This window comes from Streptomyces sp. NBC_00285 (assembly GCF_036174265.1).
In the GTDB taxonomy this organism is placed as follows: domain Bacteria; phylum Actinomycetota; class Actinomycetes; order Streptomycetales; family Streptomycetaceae; genus Streptomyces.
This window is the reverse complement of sequence record NZ_CP108055.1, coordinates 2,751,642-2,771,400: the sequence shown is the minus strand read 5'-3', so window position 1 is coordinate 2,771,400 and position 19,759 is coordinate 2,751,642. Positions and strand designations below refer to the sequence as shown.

Below are 19,759 nucleotides of genomic sequence, written 5' to 3'. Positions count from 1 at the left end.
ACGCGCAGGCAGGAACGCATTCAGAGGCGCCCGCCGGTGTTCACCACCCCCGCGCGTGCCACTCCGGAAGATGCGGCCTTTCCGCGCCCAGCGACGTGTCGTCGCCGTGCCCCGGGTACACCCAGGTCTCGTCCGGCAGTTCGCCGAAGATCTTCGTCTCGACATCGTGGATCAGGCTGGCGAACGCCTCCGGATCCTTGCGGGTGTTGCCCACGCCGCCCGGGAATCCGAAAGGCACTTGTCGGGTAATACTTGACCATGGCCGCCACCGTCACCGCGCTCCGCATCCTCGTCTTCCTCTACGCCCGGATCAGCGAAGACCCGCTCGACCAACGCCGCGGTGTGGGCCGCCAGCTCAAAGACCTCCGCCACTGGGCTGTCGAGGAGATCGGCGGCGAGATAGCCGGCGAGTGGGTCGAGAACGACCGGTCCGCCCACAGCGGGGAAGAGCGTCCCGAGTACGACAAGATGATGGCCGCCGCGCTCGCTGCCGCACAACAGCCGGGCGTGCGGGTCGTTGTCGGCGCCTACCACCCTTCCCGGCTGTGGCGGCTGCGCGTCGAGCGGGCGCAGGCCATCGAAGACCTGCGAGGTGTCAAGGCGTTCGTCGGCTTCGAGTCCGGCGGCTACTTCAACATGGCCAAGGCCTCCGACCGCTCGCAGCTGGCGAATCTCGGCGAGAGCGATACCGCCGAGTCCGAGGTGAAGTCGGAGCGCGTCGCCCGTGCCGCGCTCGAGCGCGCCGAGGAAGGCCGCGCCAACGGGCCCGTTTCCTACGGCTGGCGCCGCGTCTACCGGCACGACGACGACGGCAAGGTCATCGGCTTCGACGACATCGAGCATCTCGAGCAGGCTGGCACCGTCCGCGAAGCAGCCCGCCGACTCCTCTCCGGAGAGGCGCAGATGGCGATCGAGGACGACTTCAACGGCCGCGGCCTGCCCGCCCCCGGGACGGGCATGAAGCGGAAGAAGCGCAGCATCCTCCAGAACGCAGACGGCCGGCGCTGGGGCAAGGGCAGCGTGAAGAAGCTGGTCCTGCGGAAGGCCAACATCGGCGTCCGCGTACACCAGGGCCTCGAGTACAAGGCGGCGTGGCCGGCGCTGCTGTCCATCGAGCAGCACGCCCGGCTTGAGGACATGTTCGCCGGCGGCGAGGCGACGAGCAGCAGCCCGGGGCAGCGTAAGCACCTGCTGACGTGGGGCGAGGTGGCGACGTGCGGGCCGTGCGGCCAGCAGATCCGGGTGGCCCTGCGCGGGAACGCCAAGCGCGGCACGAAGAAGCCCACCTACATCTGCGACGGGAAGGGCTGCGTCGGGCGCAACGAGGAAGCCCTCAACGGGTACATCGACGGAATCGTCATCGAGGTGCTGTCCGATCCGGCCGCCGCGGACATCTTCGCCGGCGACAGGTCCGGCGCCCTGGCCGCGATGGAGCGGGTCGAGGCGCTGCGGATCCGACAGGGCCTGGCGGCCGACGACTACGCGGACGGCAGCATCACCCGCGACCAGCTGCACCGGATCACGCGGAAGCTGGCCGACGACATCACGGCCGCGCAGGCGGAGGCGAAGAAGCTGCAGCCGGTCGACCTGACCGCGCTCGACGGGCTGATCGGCGAGCAGGTGCGGGAGAAGTGGCCGGCGCTGACCGTACAGCGAAAGCGGCGCGTGCTCGAAGCGTTGAGCTTCCGGGTGCGGATCCACCCGACCTCGGTCCGCGGCCCCGGCTTCGACCACACCACCATCGACGTCGGCTGGCACGGCAGGGAACTCGCCGCGTAGGCGGGCCCGGTGCCTATGTGGCCGCCGATTCGGAGGGGACAATGGAGTCAGTACCTCCGAATCGGCACCTGTGGAGCCCGAGTTGACCATGATCCGAGAGAGGCGCATCCCGCCCGACGCGCTCGGCCCGATGCTTCGCGCTGCTCGCGGCCGTGCGCGCCTGTCGCAGTCCGCTGTTGCCACGGCCGCAGGGGTACGGCGGGCCTACGTCACCAAGCTGGAGGACTCCGCCCGGTGTCCGTCCCTCGCCGTGGCGCAGGCCCTGTGCATCGTGCTCGCCCTCGACGACGACGAGGCGGCTCTCCTGCTCGGCTGCGCGGTCGACGATGCCGGCCACAACCACCCAGCGCGTACTGGCGCATGACGAAGGGGCACGCGAGCTGCGTGCCCCTTGCTGCCTGTCGCACCGCGCGAGACGGCCTCAGACATCCGGCATGCTGTGGCCATGAGAGAAGTAGTTGTCAACGGCTTGATCGCGGGGCCGTTGGGGATCGTCATAGGGTTCTGCCTGTCGTACTTCCAGCAGCGGCGCTCCGACAAGAAGGCCGAGCGGGCGCGCCTTCTCGCCCTGATGCAGCAGCTGGTCGTCGAGATCATGGATCTGGAGCGGGCGCGCAGGATCTACCGCGAAGCCCACTTGAGCCGCAGGGCCAAGTTCCGCACCCTGTCGGTGGCCGGAGTGGAGTTCTGGTCGGCATGGAGCGCGCGGGGCCGGAACTGGGAAGCGGCTTCCGCAGCGCTGGCGCCGGCCATGCGGATCGTAGATGCGTGGGACCGTCGCACCCTCACTGAAGGTGTCGAGATGACCGCGCACATGGCGCGCGTGTCGGCGGTTGGACTTCCGCTGGGGATGGTGGAGGACAAAGCCATGGCCGGGGCAGCGCAGCGGCTGATGGATGCCGCGCTGGAAGACAAGGGCGACGAAGAGATCACGGCAGCTGTCCGCGAGCTGAGGGCAGCTTTCTACGGCAAGGCCGACTGACGGGCTGGCATCCGCCCTGCCGCTCACAGCCCCATGACGGGGTTGTCCTCCCACGGGTCGCCTTCGTCGAAGTACCGGGCCAGAGAGGTCGAGTTGTCCGCCCAGCCGCCTTGCCTGGCGGTGCGGACCAGGGAGGCGCCGCCGCGCTGTGCTGCTGTGGCGAACCCGCGGCGCAGCGAGTGGCCGCGCCACCGCCCCTCGAACCCGGCGGCTTCCGCCAGGCGCTCGATGACGTCCGAGGCTGCGTCAGCAGTGAGCCGGCCGGACGGGTCACCGATCGGCTTGCCTCGCCGCATCATCGGCGGGGCGATACGGCCGTGGCGGTCGATCCGCACGAACAGCGGCCCTTCGGTGCGGCCCGCCTCGCGCATGGCGGTGATCAGAGAGCGCAGGGCGCGCACCGGGCAGGTGGCGGGGTTCTTGCCGTAGGGGATGGCGGAGTCAGTGAACTTCTTCATCTTCACGCGGTAGATCGAGATGATGTATCCCTCGTCGCACTCGGTCGGTTCGCCGATGTCGAGACCGATCAGCTCCGAGGAGCGTGTCGCGGCTGCGTAGCCGAGGAGCAGCATGGCCGCGTCCCGTTTTCCGATGAGGGTGTCCCGATCGAGGACGTCAAGCATCTTCCGCAGCGCGGTCGGCAGCGCCGCCTTGACCTGACGCTGCTTGCCTCCGGGCTTCTTGTCGATGGCCAGCTGGTGCTTGTACCCGGCGATGACCGTGCGGGCGCCCTTCGTCTCCGGCTTCGGCAGGTTCAGCTCTGCATGCATGGTCGTGATGGCGGACAGCATCCGCTCAAGGGAGCTCGGCGCCGAGGGCCTGCCCGTGCGCGGCCGGGGCGTGCGCGTCAGATGCGTGACGTACTCGACGAGCATTTCCTGCGTCGCCGGCAGCGGCTGCTCGCGCCGCTTGGCGCACCATGCGAGGTATGCCTCCCGGTCTTCGCGGTACGCCCTCCGTGTGGAGTCGGCGCGGCCGGCGGCGAGGGCGGCCCGCGCCTCGGGCGACAGCTGCCGGACTGCCAGTGCAGCCGGCTGCTCGTGGCGCTCCAACTCGGTCATGAACTCCCCCTCGCTACTGCCCCGTTCTAGCTCCAGAGAATAAAGATTATCAGTAGCCAGGGGGGATCCCTAGGGATCTCTCGCGGCGGGAACGGAAAAAGGCCCGCACCGTGATGGCGCGAGCCTTTAGGTCTCGGTTGGCTACTCCTCGCCCGTCTGCTTGAGGCTGCTCCCGGGCCCCTCTTTCTCGATCCGGTACAGCACCAGCCGGGGCCCTGGTTCGGCGCCCGCGCGCCCTTTCGCGCTCGGGCCGAGCCATCCGTCCTTCCGGGCCCGGGTCACCCATGTCCGCAGGGTCTCCTCGGGCCGGCCGAAGCGCTCCGCCATGCGCTTCATGCCGCCTGCGGGCTTACCCGGCGCAGTCTCTTCCAGGTACGTCTCGGCCACCTCGCGCAGAAGATCGGAAGTGATCGGGGCGCGGCCTCCGCGGCGCGGCGTCTTATCGTCGCCCTCGCCGAACAGCCCTTTGGCCGGCTCTTGTCCGAGAACCAGACGTGTGGCTTCCTTCGCCGCTGTCTCCCAGGCCGCGTTCAGCCGCACGGCGGCAAGGACTTCGCCCACCGGGATCTTGCGGAGCAAGCCGCCAGTCACTCCGCTCGAATCGCCCGCCGGGGTGATCTGGAGGCGGGAAATTACGAGCCCGCGGGAACCCCGGGTTACATCCCCGAATACGGACCAGCCCTCACCCTCCGGGGTGTAGCTGAAGTGCGCGATGACGCCTGCGTCGGCGTCGTCGAGCGGGTGGTACAGGCGGACCGGCAGGGCTTGGGTGGCAGCCTCCCGGACTGGCTCCATGCGCCGCAGGACTTGGGCCCGCTCCGCGCTGATGAAGCCGCTTGGTGAGCGCGGTGGCGGGGTCGAATCGGGGTTGGTCACTTGCTGAGCATCTCAACTGGCCGTTCCCATGGTCAACAGGCCAGCCCGGCGGGTGTGTGATGCAAGCGACCAACCATGTTGCAGGGGTGGCTTGACTGGCTACCCACCACCCTGCATGCTTGGTCACATGGCCGCAACGACAGCGGAGAAAATCCGCTCCAGGCTGCAGGTTCGCCGTGCCCTGCCCGCCCCGGAACAGCGACGGGCGATCAGGGAAGCGGCTGGCCTCACGCAGAAAGAACTTGCTGACGCCGTCGGTGTAAGCCGACAGGCAGTCACCCAGTGGGAGACGGGCGCCCGCAGTGTTCCGCGCGGGAAACTGCTCGATCGCTACGTCGAGGCCCTCGAAACGCTGAAGGCCGAGACGGCCGAAGTCGCCGCGAAGGCTGCCTGATGGCCGACAACGAAGAGGCCTACGAGTGGGTGGAAGGCGGAACCCTCTGGCTTCGCCCCGCGCCTGGGGAGTCGGTTGCCGACTTCGTCAAACGCGCCGCTCGCGCTCGGGGCCCCCTCACTGACGCCGAGAAGGTCGCGCTCCGCGACGTCTTCGCGCCCGTCCTCGACCAGCCCCACAGCGAAGCCGCATAGAAGCGGCCCCCACCAGACCGGCGCGACAACGCCAGTCGACGGGGGCCTAGCCCGATCCATTACACGCCGAAGCCCCGGGCTTGATCGCTCGGCCAGAGCGCCCAGGGCTTCAACAGAAAGGACTACCAGCATCATGACACAGCCCATCCGGCTCGCCATCTCCGAAAGCAAGGGCGCCATCCCCGGCGGCTGGCGCGAGGACACCGGCGGCAAGGCCGTCCTAACGGCCGACTGGGGCAGCGTCTGCCCCGGGTGCGACAAGGTCCCCGCGGCCGGACAGCGCATCACGAAAATCTTCTACGCCTGGTGGCACGCCAGCTGCGGCGCCGCCTACCTCCGCTCGACCGCGGCAGACGAGGCCTGGCTCGCTCTCGCTCACCAGCTGGAGCGCAGCCCCTCCAAGTTCAACAACAGCGAGACCAAGGCGATCACCCGCAACCTGCTCCGCATCGCCGGGCGTTCCTTCACCGTCCCCGACGAGGGATGGGGCGACAGCGTCCACGGGCGCCAGGTCGCCGTGAAGTCGGCGGGCGACGACGAGACGCAGTTCGCGGACGTCATCAGCGGCTACGACGACAACGACCTGCACGCGGCCGTCATGCAGGCCGAGCAGCTCAACCCCGGCGTGTCCGCCTCCCTCATCGGGCTCAAGGCGTGGGCACAGCTCGACGCCGAACAGCAGGCGAGGCATCTGCCCGAACTCCTCGCCGCCTACGTCGAACTCGGCCGGACCGCGAGCGCCGCCTGATGCCCCGGCCGCGCTCGACCGCGGGCGCGGCCACCCAATCGCGGGACCGCTCCCCAGGAGTCACCCTCTCGGCCCCGCACCCGCGAACGGACATGAACGTGACCACACGACACAGGGGCTCGGAGCAAGCCCCGGACCCCCGCCTGACGCCAGTCACGGCGCCGCATGCATCCATCACCAGCGTGAGCGGCGACGGTCAGGAAAAGGCTGGCGAATGGCCACCCACTCCGGCTGCCGAGCAGCTGCGCCGGCGTCGCGAAGCGGCCTCGCGCTGCGAGCCGTCCGAGTGCGGCCACCGTGACCCGCTCGACTGCACAGCGGCCGGCTGCGGCGAGACGACCGCCGGAGATCCGGAGTCCGAGTCTGAGCGTGAGGCCGCCGAGGTGAGCGACTTCGCCCAGTTGTGGGCGAACGCCCGTACCGCGTACTTCGCCGGAGGCTTCCCCAAATACGCGTCCGGGGAATGGCGCGCCCTGCACCCCGACGACCCTCGGCGCCTGGCCGCCGCCCTGGAAGCAGCAGAGATGTGGCGCAAGTTCGGCGACGAGGAGGCGCTGATGCAGTGGTTCCGTGAGGCCGCCCGGTCACGGCCGTCCATCGCCGACCGACGAACGCGGGCCGAACTCGACGCCGCTGCCCGGCCGAAGCCGGCGCACCAGCTGCGCGCCACCCCCGGCTGGCCGCCCGTCGCAGTTCCCGGACAGCCCGGCCGCTACCTCTGTGCACGTCAGGAGAAGGCGGCTTGACCACGCAACTCGACCCAGCCCTGTTCTGCGCCCACCCCGTGAACGGCCGGACGTGCGACAACCAGTCCAGCAGTCACGAACGCGGCGCCCTCGGCCACCCCTTCAAGGCCCCCGAGGCTCAGCCCCCCTGCGCCGAGCCTCCCCCTGACGACATGTGGAACGGAAAGGAAGACGCCACCAGGCCGACGACTGACCTGAGTTCTGCGGAGTACTTCGAGGCGCGCGTGCGAGCCCTAGAAGGAGAACTCCTCGACTCGGCAGCGCTCGACAACATCGAGCCGCTGGAGCCCGTCATCACGGACGTCCTGTACAGGGACACGCTCGCCCGGGTCTACGGGGCATCCGGCACCTTCAAGTCGTTCATGACGCTCGACTTCGCCGGCTGTGTCGGAAGCGGGATGGCGTGGCACGGCCAGGAGGTCACGCAGGGGCCCGTCATCTACCTGGTGGCCGAGGGCATGAGGGGCATCCGCAAGCGGGTGCGCGCCTGGGAGCAGCATCACCAACGCAAGATGACCGGCGTCTTTTTCTTGCCGCGCCCCGTACAGGCCATGGATCCCGAGTGGCTGGTGCTTGTCGAATTGTGCAGGCGCCGCAAGCCCGCACTTGTCGTCATCGACACCCAGGCCCGCGTCACGGTCGGCATCGAGGAGAACTCCAACACCGAGATGGGCCGCGTTGTCGACCGGATGGAACAGCTACGAGGGGCGTCCGAAGCCTGCATCCTCCTGGTGCACCACACCGGTCACGACGGCGACCGCGGCCGAGGCGCCACCGCCGTCAAAGGCGCCCTGCAGACCGAGTTGGGAGTCGAGCGCACCGGCAAGGGCCTGCTCGACACGCAGATCAAGTTGAAGACCGGAAAGCAGAAGGACGACGAGGAACTTGGCGACGTCGTCTTCGGGTTGCATCAGATCGCCCTGGACGGAGAGACCAAGGAAGACGGCAGTCCCGTGACGTCCATCGTCCTGGTGCCGCTCAATCCCGTCTCACAGCCGCAGGCCCGCACTGGGCAGCAAGGCCGAATCGAGGAGATCGCGGCAGCACTGGACGCCGCGAAGGTGCCAGTCGATTGGGGGCGCGACCGCCTGCGCCACAAGTGCAGCGCCCTCGGGATCAAGGCAGAGAACAAGCTGCTGTCCGAGGTTGCTGACTTCCGCAAGAACCGGGCAAATCACCTGTCCGCAAACCTGTCCGCCGACCTCGGAGGGACAGGACAGGATGAATAGGGCAATCCACCTGTCCGGTAGAAGCGGACAGGTTTCCGAAAACTTGCAGGTCAGACCTGTCCGGGACAGGTTGCGGACGGGTTGCGGACAGGGCATGACAGACGACCTGTCCGCTCCGCTCCCCTCCTTTAGGGAGCGGACAGGTCGGACAGCCCCACTTCGCCAGACTCTCCAGACCCACCGCCCTCACGTCGCATGGGGATCTCGCGGGGGCCTCCCATGAACATGCAGCCCTGGCTCACACGCGCCGACCGCATCAGAACGAACGACGGCTACACATACGTCCACTTCGCCCAAGACCTGGTCCAGCAGCTCAGTTGGACCGGCGCCGTAGATGTCGCCACAGCACTCCGGGGTCACGTCTACGGCTCGCCAGGGCGTAGCGAACTCCACACAGATGTCAGGCCCCTCTACGACCAGCTCGGCTGGGAGCAGTCCGCCCTAGTTGCCGCCTGGTTCCGAGACGCACGCGATCGCCCCCGAAAGCGCAAGCCCGGATGGCCCGGCCCAAGCATCCACAGCGAAGGAGTCTCCGCATGACTGACCGCACCCTCACCCACGGTGCCCCCACCGCGATCACCGACGACATCAGCGCCCACGGGTACGCCATCCTCCAGACCCGCATCGAACGCATCCCCAAGCTGGTCAGGGGCCTCCCCTGCCAGGAGCCCGACGGCTGCACCAAGACCGCGACGCTCGCGACCCTCGCCGTCGAGAAGGTCGTCGAGCCCGACGGCCCGCTCGGCCTCTTGCTGGCGAAAGCCGAGGACGGCAACCCGCTGTGCATCGTGACCTGCGACGAGCACCGTCACGAGGCCAGCCACGACCTGTACCGCGACCTGACGGGCCGCATGCGACCCGACGGAATCCGAGCCTTCGACGCCCCCGGCCAGTACCTGAGTTGGCACTGACGCACACCGGCCGGCCCCGCGGGAATCGGGGCCGGCCACCCGTCCAGCATCCACCAGGAAGGGAGCGTCATGACCTATCGCACCGATGGGGGGTCGTCATGACCTCCCACGTCGAGCAGGCCATAGCCGCCCGCATCGCCCGCGTCCGCGCCGAGGAAGAGCGCAAGCGGAAGCAGCGCGAGGAACTCGCCGCAGCCCGAGCCGCCGGTGTCGGCCGCCGGCACGCACAGAAGCTCTACCGCCAGGCCCACGCACAATCCCAAACCCCCGAGGACCCCATGCCCGCCGCACTCCGGTCGATCCACTGCCCCGCCTGCCGCTGCGAACGCGTGGCCCGCCTGGTCGCGACTGTCGTCGTCAGCCGGAACCCCCACAACGTCATGCACTGCACGGCCGACGACTGCGGACTGCAGTGGCTCGTGCGCGCCGAACGCCCCCGCACCGCCCCGGTAGCGGCCTGAACACCTGGAAAGCCCCATGACCCCGAACCATCCCGCCGAGGTGACCGCAAGGCCCCTCGTCACCGCCGGCCGCACGCAGCTACTCGTCGACTGCCCGACCTGTGGAGGCGCGCACCGCCACCTCGTCACCGGCCTGCGCCGCAGCCCATGCGGCACCAAATACCTGGTCACTAGCCGAGAGACCCCCTCGAAGGAAGCCCCGTGAAGCGCTACCGCTGGCACCCCTGCGGGGATCGCCACACGACATGGCTGGGGCTCGGCGGCTGCATCTGGCCAAACGGCGTCGTTGCGGGCGACGGCCCGTTCGCTGCTGTCAGCTGCGGAGCCCGCGACATCGTCCTGTACCCCACCGCCGGACAGGCGTGGGCCCGTAAGCACCGCCTCGACCGCGAGGGCTGCCGGGTGAAGTGTCACCAGCACCACGACGTCATCTTCATTGAGGGCGCGCTCGGGAACGCCAAGCCGACGGCCGCCGTCACCCGCCACGCCACAACACACGCCGCGCCACCCGGACCCAAGTCCGACCGGCCCACGTGCGGCCGGCCACGGACGAACGGCGAGCCGTGTCAGCGACCCCAAGGCTGGGGGGCCGACCCCGGGCAGCCCTGGTGCCGGGATCATGGAGGCTCGATGGTGGAGCGCCGAGCGGAAGCCGAGCGGATCGCGGAGCGGGCGCTCGTGTTCGCTCAGCTCTCCGAAAAGGCCCGTACAACCGGGCTGACGGCCGAGGAGCAGCAAGAGGCGGAGGCCGCCGCGCGGGACGTGCTCACGGCCCGCGGGAGGCGCCGCGGCATCTCGCCGGCGGGGCTACTCGCCTACCCTTCCGGGTCGCCTGTTGTTGAGGTTCCCGGTTTGACTGCCCACTCGTTGGGGTTCCTGATTGCCGCGTTGTCTCGATTCCCTGCTGGGGGTGCGTGATGCCGGGTGAGCTGATCTCGCGGCGTGGCCTTCAGGCGGCGGTGGCTTTGGTGACGGCGGCGAATGCGGGGATGGAGATCCCGCAGGCCGACCTGTTGGGCGAGACACCGGCCGAGGAGGCGTTGACGGCTTTGGTCGTGCTGTCGGCCTGCTTCTTGAGCTTCGGTCCTCCGTCGACGCCGGGTGTGGCGCTCAGGTCTGCGGGCCGGATCGCCGGGCGCCTTGAGGTCGGAGAACAGGGGGAGAGCGGGTGACGGGGCTTCGTGGTGACCGAGTGCAGCCTGCCCGGCTGTGGGATGCGGTCGTCGTCCCTGGACCGCTGTGCGCTGAACTCGCCGCTGCCCTGGACCTGTTGGAGGCGTTCGTGCGGGGTACGCCGCCGCCTGCGGCCTGCCGGGCGGCGCGGCTGTCTCGGGCGGCGCTGGCGGTCCGTGAAGCTGCCCGAGAGGCTGCGGTCGACCATCAGCGTCAGCAGACGCGCCGAACTATCGCAGCCGCAAGCACACCGGCGGCCACAGTTCTTACGTCTGCGTCAGCTCCGGCACCATCGAATGCAGGTGAAGAGATCACGACCGAGCAGGCCGCGTCGCTCACCGGGTTGACGGAGGGCCGTATCAGGCAACTCGCCGCCGCTGGAACGATTCGCGGTCGGAAGGGTTCCCGGGATGTGTGGCTCCTCGACCCGGCGGACGTTCGCGCGTACCGCGAGCGCATGAGGAGGAGCGGCACCCATGGCGGCACTGACACTGAACGAGCGGCTGGCTGAGGCGAAGCACGAGGCGGAGGGCCTGCGCGAGCAGCTGGCGCACGCCGAGACAGACCTCGCCGCGGCCCTGGAAGACCAGGACTTCGCCGCCGCCGAGAGGCACAAGACAACCGCCGAGGAGCTGCGGCAGCCGGTTCTCATCGCCGAGGCGCACGTCCGGGCGCTGGCGGAAGGCGTGCAGGAGCTGGAGGCCCACCGAGCTGCCGAGCAGCGCGCCGCGCAGGAACGAGTACAGCGCGAGCAGGCGCAGACGCAGTTCGAAGAGGCCACCGCCCGCGAGGCCGCGGCGATGGAAGAGATGGACGAGTACCTCGCGCAGTTGCGGGCCGCCTACGGGGCACTGCGTCAGATCGTGGGCGACGCGACCGCCGCGCAGCAGAGGGCAGGGCAGGCCCGCCTCGATGCGCACTATGCAGGTATTGCCGCGGGTATCTGGCCGCAGGACGCGGCAACGCCGGCGATGCCGAATCGCGCGTCGGCCTACCTCGACTACAGCCCGGTTCTGCTGCAGATCATGCGCACGCCGGATCTTCCTTCCTGACGGCTTGCCGCCTCGGGGCGTCAAGCTCACCGTCCGGGTTCCTGGTTGCCCGGGTAGCGGATGTAAGGCCGTTGAGCGGGTCGCCTTTCGCCCGCAGTGACGCGGCCTGCGCCACGGGGACTGGCATCCCCTCCCGTCCCCACATCGCGACCTTGAGGAGTCGACGTGACCGAGACCCCAGACGACCGAGCGGACCGCTGGCGTGCCTACCGGGCGGCCCTGTTTCCCGAGGCCCGCAGGCGCCATGGTGAAGGGCTCGCTGCTCGCCGTCAGGCCCGCGAGTCACAACTGCGCGCGACCGTCGACCAGGCCGTCAGTGAGGCGCTGCTGAAGCAACTGCCCAGTGCTGTGGCGCAGTTCAACGAGGCCGAGTCGACTTCCGAGCTGCCGGCGAAGCCGCTGCATGAGATGGACCCCGAGGAGTGGCGGGTGCATGCCGCCCACTACGGCCCGCAGGCGTTCGCGCGGCAGCCCCGGCGGCCGAGGACTATCGGCGAACTCGTCGCGGGCCGGGCCGAGGGCGACAGCGAGGCGTAGGCCGTGGCGGAGTTCGTGAACGGCCCGGTGGTGGTGCTGGACGGTGCCGACTGCCTGCACCTGGCGCCGTTGCTGGCCCGGGGCCTGAAGGAGCAGGGACGGCGAGACGGGGGTGTTCCGCCTCGCCTGCAGGCCATCGCGGAAATGGTGCTGGCCGGGGCTCGCACGTATCGGGCCGCGGCCCTGGCAGGTTCCGATGCCGGAACTGATCAGTTCCGCGATGGCGTACCGGATGCACCATGCGTCTCGTCAGCCCTCCGGCTGACCGCCGAAGAGGCTGCCGGACTGCTGCGATGCTCTCCCGGCTATGTGCGAAGGCTTTGCCGACAGGGGACGCTCGCGGGCGTCAGAACGGCAGGCAAAGGCGCGTGGCTGGTCGACGAAGCGGCGGTGTTGGAGCGGGTCGGCGAACGACGGACGGAAGCCGCGTGAGTCATGGTCGCCGCTGTACCGCAGAACTTGGCCGACAAGTACGGGCATTGGACCGGCCGGATCCCGGGCGACGTGCTGTCAGCCCTGACGGTCGAGCAGCTGGCCGGGCGCCTGCAACGGGCGCAGGGTCGCCTCGATACTGCGATGGCGCCGACCGGTGACGGCGACATTCCCGCGGCGACAGCTGAAGCCGAGGAGATCTTGGCTGCCCCGGTATCCGGGGCGATGCCGAACGGCCCGCAGACGTCCGCGCTGAAAACCGTAGGGATCACAGGCGCCGACATGGACCAGCACGGCAGTTGGATCTCGCGAGTTCCGGACGACCTGCTGCTGAAGATGGACCGTCCGGCAGTGCTCCGCAGGGCCGAGCTGGCGGTGACCGAGTACGGGCGCACGGGCAGTCTCGCGGCGGCGGACCGCATTCTGAAGGCGGACGCGCACGTCGTGCCCAGCGTGCCGATGACGGCGGCGGCGCAGGCCGCGTACCGGCGGGGTGTGCGTGAGGATCTGGCGCGCGATTACGGCCGTTGGATCGCGGACGTGCCTGACGAGGTTCTCGTGAAGCTCGATGCGGCCGAGCTCGTCGACCGGTGTGAGCACGTCAAAGGCCTCACGAAGCGAGGTGCCGAGGACCCCATGCCGGGCGCGATTCACGGCTACCTCGATCGGGCTCGGCAGGTGTTGACGGCGCTTCCCCGGGGCGAGGTCGAGGCGGAGGCGGCGCGCCTGAACAAGGCGGCAATGCTCTCCGATGACCGGCGCCTGGCGCAGGGCTACATGGAGCGGGTGGCGCAGCTGCGGGAGGCGAATCCGCAGCCGCCAGCCGTGGCGCGTCCGGCGTGGCTCGGCAAGGCGGTGCGAGGCCCGGAGCCTCGACCAGCGCCCAGTGTGCTGTACAAGGCAGCCGAGCCCGCCAAGAAGGCGACGTCCGCAAAGAAGGCTCTCCCGGCAAAGCGGCAGCAGAGCTCCGCGGCGAAGGCGGACAGCGCGCGGATCGGCTTGGGTCTCAAGGCTCTTGAGGCCGCACTGCTCCTGCTGAAGCAGAACCCGGACCTGAACAAGGCCGATGACCGGACGCAGCGCACGGTCGACGAACTGCTCGAAGTCGTCGACCAGCTGCTCTGACCACTGACTCCGGCCGGCATGGATCTCCGGCCGGTGCCCGACCAATGCCCCGCCTTCGGTTCCAGTCCGAGCTGGCGGCGTATGTCGGGCAGTAGCGGGGCCGGCGGTTGCGCTCACCGCTGGCCCTGCGGTCACCTTCACGCGTTCTCTCCGTGGCCCCCGTACCGCATCGCGGCCGGGTATCGGCGCATCCAGGGGATGGGTAAATCGGGGCACTTAGCAGCATGATGTGCGAATGACGTCAAACTTGTATGAAGACGATGCGGTCATCATCGCCGGTTCGACCGAGATACCTGTCCGGGCCCGGCTCAGTAAGAACTACACAGAGGAGTTCGGCGAGGTGTGGTCCGGCTCCCTGATCACCGACGATGGTTCTGACCTCTACCCGCTCCACGATAACGATGATCTCGTACTCCGCATGTCGGACGGGCAGGAGGGCCGCTTCACGGCCGATTGGGTCACGACGAACGGACGGAACGGCTTGATCCACCTCGAAGGCATGGGGCTAGCCCCTTTCTGATCCGTGACGGGTTAACAGCTCGAACGGGGGCGCGAATGCGCGACGTAGGGTGTGCCTCGTGCTGCTCTACCACTTCACTGACGCTGAGCACTGGAACGGAATCCTGGCGGCCGGCGAGATACGCGCCACGTGGCAGCGCCGGAACAGCCCGCCCACCGTTCACCTCTGCCGCGACGCCGACCCCGAAGCACTTCCGTGGGCTTTGCGGGACCGGCGACTCCGCATCCTCGTCCGCGTGCCCGATGCGGAGGTGCACTACTGGCCCGACTGGGCGCCCTCGCACTTGAGGCCGGAAGAGGAGTGGTCTCTGCTTGCCTCCAGCGACCCGAGCAAGACGAGTGTTCCTAACCAGTGGAACGGGAAACCAGAGGAGTGGTTCGTCGTCGAACGGGCCGTGCCGATCGCCGAGTGGGAGGAAGCCATCGACCTCGACACGCGTTCCTGCCTCTGGCCCGAAGGTCCGGCCCTCTGACTACTCAGATGTTGCGCGGCGAGCCCGGCGTCCCTTGTAGGAGCGGGCAGCGTGGCTAAGTCTGCCGATGGCGTCGTCCACGTCACGGTCTGCCTGGATGCGCGCAGGGGACTTCGGCTTCTCCGCGTAAGCGGTCACCAGCTTGCCCAGAGCGTCGGTGACCGCGGTGGACGCCTCGCGCAGCTTGGCGTCGTTGAGCATGGCGGTCTGCGCGGCGGCGGCGGCCATGCGAGACAGTGGGCCGGTGACGAGAGCCTCCTCGGCGGCATCAGATGCCCGCCTCCACGCCAATGCTGAGGCCAGCCCGTCGGCCGTTCCGTGGAAGATGCGGTCGTCCCTATAGCCGGCGAGGATCTGAGCGAACGAGTGTCCCAGTGTGGCCACGATGGACCGCTTGTCCCGCCAGCGGGCCTCCCAGATCGCCAAAGCGGCCTTAGTGTCGAAGGCCGCTCGAAGCAGCTCTTGCGCGGCAGCGCGTGCCTTGTCGGCTGCCGCAGCTCGCCGGGATGCGCTGTCTTTGAAGTGGCCGGCCGCGAGGCCCGCGACGAAGACGACGAGCGACGCGGCGCCACCGATCACGGCGGCCCATATCTTCGAATCCACGGCTGGTCACTCTGTCACGGGCGATACGGAGACCGCGGGCGCCGCGCCGTGGCCACTAGGTGCAGGTGTCCGTCCGTCGCCCCTGCTGCTTGCCGAGGCCCGCGTGACTGGGCTCCGCTGCTCTCTGGGCAAAGGATGATCGCTGCCGTCAGTTGCTGCCGCGGCGGTTGGAACCCTTCACTACGTTGGGGTACGGATCCTTGGCGCGGATGCGCCGTGCATGCAAGCTCTCTGGCTCGGAATGCTGGACGGCCTGCTGACGCCCTGCCGCCGGGGCCGAGAGGTTACCGCTCTACCGCCTGACGGGCAGCCTGGCGCTGGTGGCGTGCGCTGATGCCCATCTCGACGAGGTGAGCGATACCGAGGCCAAGGTAGACGGCAGCGACGACCAGGAGCCAGACCATGATCACGGCCATGTAGGCGAGCATCATGACGAAGGCGACGATGGGGCCGCCGCTGATGTGGAACGGCTCGGGAAGCCGCATGCCGACGCGGATCATGATGTGCCTCCCAGCCGGCCGGAGCCATGGCTAGGTGTTTGCTCTCTTCCTACAGTAGGCCTTCCGTCAGAAGACGGAGCCGATGAGTCGCCCTCTAACCGCATAGGTGATGCGGTTAGAGGGCCCGTGACCTGCATCTTTATGGGCCTGATGGCACCCGCTTGGCACACCTCTCCTGCCCGGCAGGAGCATCCCGGCAGCATCCGGGCGACGGCTAGTTGTGCGTCCCCAGCTTGGCGGGCAGGGCTGGGGCGTCAGTCTTGTAGACCTCTCGGATTCGGGCGGCTACCGCGTACTGGGCCCGGCCGAGCTGGTAGCGCGCCTGGTGCATGGTGGTCATGATGGGGCTGCCGGCCAGCGCTGCAGGCACGCAAGCGCGGACAGTAACGTCGTGGGCGTCGCCGACGAGCTTCCGGTCATCGTCATCGAGTACGAGGTCGCCGAGCCGTTTTACCTTCGTGTCGGCTTCGCTGAACTTGCCGGCTGCTGCCCGAAGGTCTTCGGGCAGAGATTCAGATTCCAAATGAGCCTTGTAGATCAAGGCCGCGTCCTGCAACTCACCGAGGGCGGCGTACAGGTCATTTAGGTGAGCAAGTTCAAATTCCTCGCGTCGATCCAGCCGCACCTGGGCGCGCTCCAACTCGCGGAGCTCTTGCTCCCGCCGCCGCTGCGCCTTCTCCAGCCTGGAGGCGGTCCACTGGTTAAGCAATGCGCCAAGTACGAGGGTCACAACGGACAACACCGCCGTCACGGTCCATTTCCAGTCCACGACCGGAGCCTACGGCGGCAGCCCGGACCGCGTGCTGAAGCGCTGTGAAGCGCTCACTCGGCTACCTTCGCCGGCCGGGGACTGGCTGCCCGCCCTCCAGTGCTCACGGGGTACGAGAGTGGACGCAGTGCTCACGGCGCTCAAGCCATACCTTGACCGGCAGAAGGAGCAGCAGTGACCCGCAACATCCGCCTCAGCAAGGAACTTGCCGCCCAGATCCGTGCCACCGCAGCCAAGCTCGACGTCGCTAACCTGCCTGCGGACGCCGACACGGCGCAGGACATCATCCTGGAGCTCCGCGAAGCCATCCTCGAACTCCGGGAACCGATCCGCGCCCTCCTCGACGTGGCGTCCGCCAGTGGCGACGAAGACATGGGTGAGGTGCCCGCCAACGCAGACCGGGCACTGCGACGGCTCGCCGCCGAACTGCTGCACGCGACACAGGAGGACTGATCGGAAGCCGTGAGACGACGAAGGGCCCGCACCCATTCCGGGTGCGGGCCCTCTTTCGCGTCGACTACTCGGTCTCCTTGGGGTGACCGCGGCAGGCGTCCTTCACCCAGCACGTCTTCGCTTCGTCGTCGTACAGGTACCAGATCCTGCCCGCCCCTGTTACCTCCAGCTGCCACTGCGGGAGCGTGCGGCCACTGTGCGTGCCAGTGGCGAACTCCCGCTTCATCCTGCTGTGGCGGCCGTTCGGCGGCTGATTGCAGCAGCCAGGATTGTGGCGCATCTGGTCGTAGGCCCAGCGAAGGTTCGCCGGCTCCTGGCGCCTGAAGTCCTCCCAGCCTTTCGCAGCCTCGGAGGTCGCCAGGACGATGCGGTATTCGTCGTCGATCGGTGGGGGAGCGGCGTCGTCGCCTCTCTTAGGTGTCACCAGGCGAGTATCTCACTCAGTTGGCGGCACTTCCGGCGGCTCGGCGTCGCCGAAGTCCCCCTCTGTGGGGGTCAGTAGCCGCTTTGCCAGGTCGGGATCCGAGTACACCTCGGCCGTCGCCTTCCAGGAAGCGATCACCGGGGCCAGGGGGCCGACTGTCCCCAGCTCGGTTGCAGCCCTGGCCGTGTCCATGAACTCGATCAGGAACTCCCGCACCGCTTCGCCGGGCAGAAAACGCACCCAGGGGAACGCCTCAGGGAAGACGCTGGTCAGCATCTCGACAGCCTTGGGGTCACTCTTCATCAGGGCGACGAACATGCGCGTCGTCGACCCAACGACCTCAGTCACCTGCTCGGCCCGCTCTGCGGTGGTGAGGTACAGGTCCTCGCCGTCGCGGCGGTGCAGGGTCAGCCCCTTGCGGGCGTTGTCCTGCAGGAGCGCGACGGTGTCTTTGGGCTTTTGGATGAGCTCAGAGAAGTTCGCTTCGGCAGGCGCAGTGGTCATACTTGGAAGGTACTTCAAAAGTCTGTGAGAGTCTATTAGAGTTTCACAGGTTCTAGCATGCTTTAGCATGAACGCACCTATAAAGGTGCAGGTCAGCAGCTTGGGTCATCGGAGCCTGACCCAAGCGAGTACTAGGGCCTCCGGGTCAGCCTTCCGTCCAGCCAGCCCCGCACCGGCGCATACACCCCACCCGGCACCAGCTTCCCGTGCAGGTGCCGCCGAGTCGGGCGTCAAACAGGCTTGGCGTACTGGTTGGGCACTCGCTCGCCCTGCGCCTGCACCCAGCGGATGTGGGCGGCCGTCATGCGCGGCGACTTGCCGACATTGGTGTGCGGGATACGGCCGTCTCGGATGGCCTCGCGAACCCACCACTCGGTCTTGCCGAGGATGTCGGCGGCCTGTTCAGGGGTGAAGCAGCGGAGTTCCAGGTCGGCGGCCGTCTGGCGGACGGTGAGCTGCTCGACTGCCTCGGCGAGACGGAGTATGGCATCCGCTAGGCAGCGTTGATCATCGTTGCATTGGCTGGGACCGTTCCCCACGTGTGCCCCGTTCGATCCATTTCTTCAGGATGAATCGGCCGAAATCTGCATCCTCTAACCCCACCAACGGGTGGTCTTCTCTCGGCCCAGCCTGGACATCCATGAGGCATGGCTCGAACGCCCAGAATCGGCGAGGCCGCTCAGTGGACGCCGTTCTCCGGCCGCACCCTCTGGAGTGGGCGGCGTACCGGCAAGGGCTCCCAGGGTCAGCGCCGGGACGGCCGGTTCATCTACTCGATAGCGGAGATCGACGCCTTCAACGAGCCGGAACTCGAAGGCTCCGCCGCGATCAAAGCCGAGCGCGCCCCCGACTCCCGGCCCACGGAGTCACGACTGTCGAGACCACGGGGAAGGAAGTAACTGGTGCCAACCCGAGGACGTATCAAGCAGAGCCCCCCGGAAGGCTGCCTCTGGATCGAGGGTGCCGCCGAGTACCTCGGCAAGGCCCCCAGCACGCTCAAGAAGTGGCGCCTCCTCGGCAAGGACAAGGAAGCTGGCATGCCCAGCTTCATGGTCGGCGGCTTCATCACCTACAAGATCGCCGACCTGGACGCCTACCTCGAAGCCCAGTACCAGGCCGCCAGAAACCCAGCACTGATCCCTGAGATGAGACCGCCAGAATCGCGCCTCTCGCGGCGGCAGGGTAGTCAAGGGCGACGCGGAGCGACGTAGGGCGTGGCGGTTCGCAGTGCAATCCCAACTCGGCCAGCGGATCTCAACGCTCCATACTTCGACGTCCGTGAGGTCGCCTGGCTCATGAAGTGCAGCGTTCGCACCGTCCGGCGCCGGCTCGCGGCCGGGAGGCTCGCCCACAGCCAGGAGGCGAAGGGTGGGCTCGTTCTGATCAGCCGGGAGGATCTCGCCCGCTACTACGAGGCCAACCGAATCAAGGCACTGAAGCGGTGTCGGCCGCGGTGAGGGTTGGGCCAGGCGCCTGGGGCGTCTCGGCCCGAACGTGCCCACCCCTATGAGCTCCTCGGCAGGACCTGGAGGCGCCCGGTCCATCGCTGGTCCCGGACCGGCGGTAGACCGCCCTCAGGCCGCCCTAGGGCACGGGGTGGACCGCCCGACAGGCCGGGCATTCTGGGTGCTCGCGCGCTGCTCGCGGGTGCTCCGTTGCAGGTCACAGCCGCTCGGGTTACTGCTCGCGGGGTGCTCGCGATTTCGGCGAGCAGTTGCCCGAGCATCTGGTCGAGCAGCTGTGACCTGCGGTCGAGCAGTAGCGAGCACCTCGCGAGCAGTTCCGATACCGGGATGTACCGGGCGTGAAATTGG

30 protein-coding genes and 1 pseudogene are annotated in these 19,759 nt (G+C 68.4%); 21 read left to right on the top strand and 10 right to left on the bottom strand.

The window, feature by feature from the left end; genetic code table 11:
• Positions 1-40: 40 nt before the first annotated feature.
• Positions 41-226, bottom strand: a pseudogene (locus OHT57_RS12760) (MBL fold metallo-hydrolase); the annotation flags it as partial.
• Positions 227-258: 32 nt separating this feature from the next.
• Here OHT57_RS12760 and OHT57_RS12755 point away from each other — a divergent pair.
• From OHT57_RS12755 to OHT57_RS12745, 3 genes are all read left to right on the top strand, one after another.
• The gene (locus OHT57_RS12755; RefSeq protein WP_328746433.1) at positions 259-1,779 is read left to right on the top strand and encodes a recombinase family protein; all 1,521 of its coding nucleotides are present in this window, start codon (positions 259-261) and stop codon (positions 1,777-1,779) included.
• A gap of 88 nt (positions 1,780-1,867) precedes the next feature.
• A complete protein-coding gene (locus tag OHT57_RS12750) occupies positions 1,868-2,143 on the top strand; it encodes a helix-turn-helix domain-containing protein (protein ID WP_328746431.1) in 276 nt (91 codons plus the stop codon).
• Positions 2,144-2,224: 81 nt separating this feature from the next.
• Entirely contained in the window at positions 2,225-2,761 is a 537-nt protein-coding gene (locus tag OHT57_RS12745) for a hypothetical protein (protein WP_328746429.1), read from the top strand.
• A 23-nt stretch (positions 2,762-2,784) separates the two neighbouring features.
• On the opposite strand, the gene OHT57_RS12740 is transcribed toward OHT57_RS12745, so the two are convergent.
• Positions 2,785-3,822 (bottom strand): tyrosine-type recombinase/integrase, encoded by a 1,038-nt coding sequence (locus OHT57_RS12740; RefSeq protein ID WP_328746427.1) that lies wholly within the window; start codon positions 3,820-3,822, stop codon positions 2,785-2,787.
• Positions 3,823-3,963: 141 nt separating this feature from the next.
• Positions 3,964-4,698, bottom strand: coding sequence for a hypothetical protein (locus tag OHT57_RS12735; RefSeq protein ID WP_328746425.1), 735 nt, complete (start codon positions 4,696-4,698; stop codon positions 3,964-3,966).
• 127 nt (positions 4,699-4,825) lie between these two features.
• Here OHT57_RS12735 and OHT57_RS12730 point away from each other — a divergent pair, with 127 nt between their 5' ends.
• The 8 genes from OHT57_RS12730 to OHT57_RS12695 all read left to right on the top strand — a co-directional run bounded on the left by OHT57_RS12730 (position 4,826) and on the right by OHT57_RS12695 (position 10,299).
• A complete protein-coding gene (locus OHT57_RS12730) occupies positions 4,826-5,092 on the top strand; it encodes a helix-turn-helix transcriptional regulator (protein ID WP_328746422.1) in 267 nt (88 codons plus the stop codon).
• A complete protein-coding gene (locus OHT57_RS12725) occupies positions 5,092-5,286 on the top strand; it encodes a hypothetical protein (RefSeq protein WP_328746420.1) in 195 nt (64 codons plus the stop codon). Before OHT57_RS12730 ends, OHT57_RS12725 begins: the two co-directional genes overlap by 1 nt.
• Before the next feature lie 133 nt (positions 5,287-5,419).
• Positions 5,420-6,034 carry a hypothetical protein gene (locus tag OHT57_RS12720; protein ID WP_328746418.1) on the top strand — a complete coding sequence of 205 codons (615 nt, stop codon included), beginning with the start codon at positions 5,420-5,422 and terminating at the stop codon, positions 6,032-6,034.
• 182 nt (positions 6,035-6,216) lie between these two features.
• Positions 6,217-6,780, top strand: a complete 564-nt coding sequence (locus OHT57_RS12715) for a hypothetical protein (protein ID WP_328746417.1) — start codon at positions 6,217-6,219, stop codon at positions 6,778-6,780.
• A complete protein-coding gene (locus tag OHT57_RS12710) occupies positions 6,777-8,009 on the top strand; it encodes an AAA family ATPase (RefSeq protein ID WP_328746415.1) in 1,233 nt (410 codons plus the stop codon). Before OHT57_RS12715 ends, OHT57_RS12710 begins: the two co-directional genes overlap by 4 nt.
• Before the next feature lie 536 nt (positions 8,010-8,545).
• Positions 8,546-8,920 carry a hypothetical protein gene (locus OHT57_RS12705; protein ID WP_328746413.1) on the top strand — a complete coding sequence of 125 codons (375 nt, stop codon included), beginning with the start codon at positions 8,546-8,548 and terminating at the stop codon, positions 8,918-8,920.
• Between the two features lie 98 nt (positions 8,921-9,018).
• Positions 9,019-9,381: a hypothetical protein gene (locus OHT57_RS12700; RefSeq protein WP_328746411.1), complete on the top strand. Its 363-nt coding sequence runs from the start codon at positions 9,019-9,021 to the stop codon at positions 9,379-9,381.
• Positions 9,382-9,582: 201 nt separating this feature from the next.
• On the top strand, positions 9,583-10,299 hold the full coding sequence (locus OHT57_RS12695) for a hypothetical protein (RefSeq protein ID WP_328746409.1): 717 nt from the start codon (positions 9,583-9,585) through the stop codon (positions 10,297-10,299).
• A 31-nt stretch (positions 10,300-10,330) separates the two neighbouring features.
• Here the strand turns inward: OHT57_RS12695 and OHT57_RS12690 are convergent, their stop codons facing one another.
• Positions 10,331-10,762, bottom strand: coding sequence for a hypothetical protein (locus OHT57_RS12690; protein WP_328746407.1), 432 nt, complete (start codon positions 10,760-10,762; stop codon positions 10,331-10,333).
• 268 nt (positions 10,763-11,030) lie between these two features.
• Here OHT57_RS12690 and OHT57_RS12685 point away from each other — a divergent pair, with 268 nt between their 5' ends.
• The 6 genes from OHT57_RS12685 to OHT57_RS12660 all read left to right on the top strand — a co-directional run bounded on the left by OHT57_RS12685 (position 11,031) and on the right by OHT57_RS12660 (position 14,692).
• Positions 11,031-11,606, top strand: coding sequence for a hypothetical protein (locus tag OHT57_RS12685; protein ID WP_328746405.1), 576 nt, complete (start codon positions 11,031-11,033; stop codon positions 11,604-11,606).
• A 165-nt stretch (positions 11,607-11,771) separates the two neighbouring features.
• Entirely contained in the window at positions 11,772-12,143 is a 372-nt protein-coding gene (locus tag OHT57_RS12680; protein WP_328746403.1) for a hypothetical protein, read from the top strand.
• Positions 12,144-12,146: 3 nt separating this feature from the next.
• The gene (locus tag OHT57_RS12675) at positions 12,147-12,575 is read left to right on the top strand and encodes a helix-turn-helix domain-containing protein (protein WP_328746401.1); all 429 of its coding nucleotides are present in this window, start codon (positions 12,147-12,149) and stop codon (positions 12,573-12,575) included.
• Between the two features lie 3 nt (positions 12,576-12,578).
• On the top strand, positions 12,579-13,700 hold the full coding sequence (locus OHT57_RS12670) for a hypothetical protein (RefSeq protein WP_328746399.1): 1,122 nt from the start codon (positions 12,579-12,581) through the stop codon (positions 13,698-13,700).
• 235 nt (positions 13,701-13,935) lie between these two features.
• Complete coding sequence (locus tag OHT57_RS12665) at positions 13,936-14,220, top strand: hypothetical protein (protein ID WP_328746397.1); 285 nt, start codon at positions 13,936-13,938, stop codon at positions 14,218-14,220.
• A gap of 58 nt (positions 14,221-14,278) precedes the next feature.
• Entirely contained in the window at positions 14,279-14,692 is a 414-nt protein-coding gene (locus OHT57_RS12660; RefSeq protein WP_328746396.1) for a hypothetical protein, read from the top strand.
• On the opposite strand, the gene OHT57_RS12655 is transcribed toward OHT57_RS12660, so the two are convergent.
• The 3 genes from OHT57_RS12655 to OHT57_RS12645 form a co-directional block, all read right to left on the bottom strand.
• Positions 14,693-15,295 carry a hypothetical protein gene (locus tag OHT57_RS12655; RefSeq protein WP_328746394.1) on the bottom strand — a complete coding sequence of 201 codons (603 nt, stop codon included), beginning with the start codon at positions 15,293-15,295 and terminating at the stop codon, positions 14,693-14,695. It lies immediately after the preceding gene.
• 284 nt (positions 15,296-15,579) lie between these two features.
• A complete protein-coding gene (locus tag OHT57_RS12650) occupies positions 15,580-15,795 on the bottom strand; it encodes a hypothetical protein (RefSeq protein ID WP_328746392.1) in 216 nt (71 codons plus the stop codon).
• 214 nt (positions 15,796-16,009) lie between these two features.
• Positions 16,010-16,564: a hypothetical protein gene (locus OHT57_RS12645; RefSeq protein ID WP_328746390.1), complete on the bottom strand. Its 555-nt coding sequence runs from the start codon at positions 16,562-16,564 to the stop codon at positions 16,010-16,012.
• 174 nt (positions 16,565-16,738) lie between these two features.
• On the opposite strand from OHT57_RS12645, the gene OHT57_RS12640 reads away from it, so the two are divergent.
• Entirely contained in the window at positions 16,739-17,017 is a 279-nt protein-coding gene (locus OHT57_RS12640; protein ID WP_328746388.1) for a hypothetical protein, read from the top strand.
• Between the two features lie 64 nt (positions 17,018-17,081).
• Here OHT57_RS12640 and OHT57_RS12635 read toward each other — a convergent pair whose 3' ends face one another.
• From OHT57_RS12635 to OHT57_RS12625, 3 genes are all read right to left on the bottom strand, one after another.
• Positions 17,082-17,441: a hypothetical protein gene (locus tag OHT57_RS12635; RefSeq protein WP_328746386.1), complete on the bottom strand. Its 360-nt coding sequence runs from the start codon at positions 17,439-17,441 to the stop codon at positions 17,082-17,084.
• 12 nt (positions 17,442-17,453) lie between these two features.
• A complete protein-coding gene (locus OHT57_RS12630) occupies positions 17,454-17,945 on the bottom strand; it encodes a hypothetical protein (RefSeq protein ID WP_328746384.1) in 492 nt (163 codons plus the stop codon).
• Positions 17,946-18,175: 230 nt separating this feature from the next.
• The gene (locus OHT57_RS12625) at positions 18,176-18,484 is read right to left on the bottom strand and encodes a helix-turn-helix domain-containing protein (RefSeq protein WP_328746381.1); all 309 of its coding nucleotides are present in this window, start codon (positions 18,482-18,484) and stop codon (positions 18,176-18,178) included.
• 108 nt (positions 18,485-18,592) lie between these two features.
• Here OHT57_RS12625 and OHT57_RS12620 point away from each other — a divergent pair, with 108 nt between their 5' ends.
• The 3 genes from OHT57_RS12620 to OHT57_RS12610 are packed head-to-tail and all read left to right on the top strand — an operon-like array spanning position 18,593 to position 19,402.
• Positions 18,593-18,844 carry a hypothetical protein gene (locus OHT57_RS12620; protein ID WP_328746378.1) on the top strand — a complete coding sequence of 84 codons (252 nt, stop codon included), beginning with the start codon at positions 18,593-18,595 and terminating at the stop codon, positions 18,842-18,844.
• 3 nt (positions 18,845-18,847) lie between these two features.
• Positions 18,848-19,156, top strand: a complete 309-nt coding sequence (locus tag OHT57_RS12615) for a helix-turn-helix domain-containing protein (protein WP_328746376.1) — start codon at positions 18,848-18,850, stop codon at positions 19,154-19,156.
• Between the two features lie 3 nt (positions 19,157-19,159).
• On the top strand, positions 19,160-19,402 hold the full coding sequence (locus tag OHT57_RS12610; protein WP_328746374.1) for a helix-turn-helix domain-containing protein: 243 nt from the start codon (positions 19,160-19,162) through the stop codon (positions 19,400-19,402).
• The last annotated feature ends 357 nt before the right edge of the window (positions 19,403-19,759 follow it).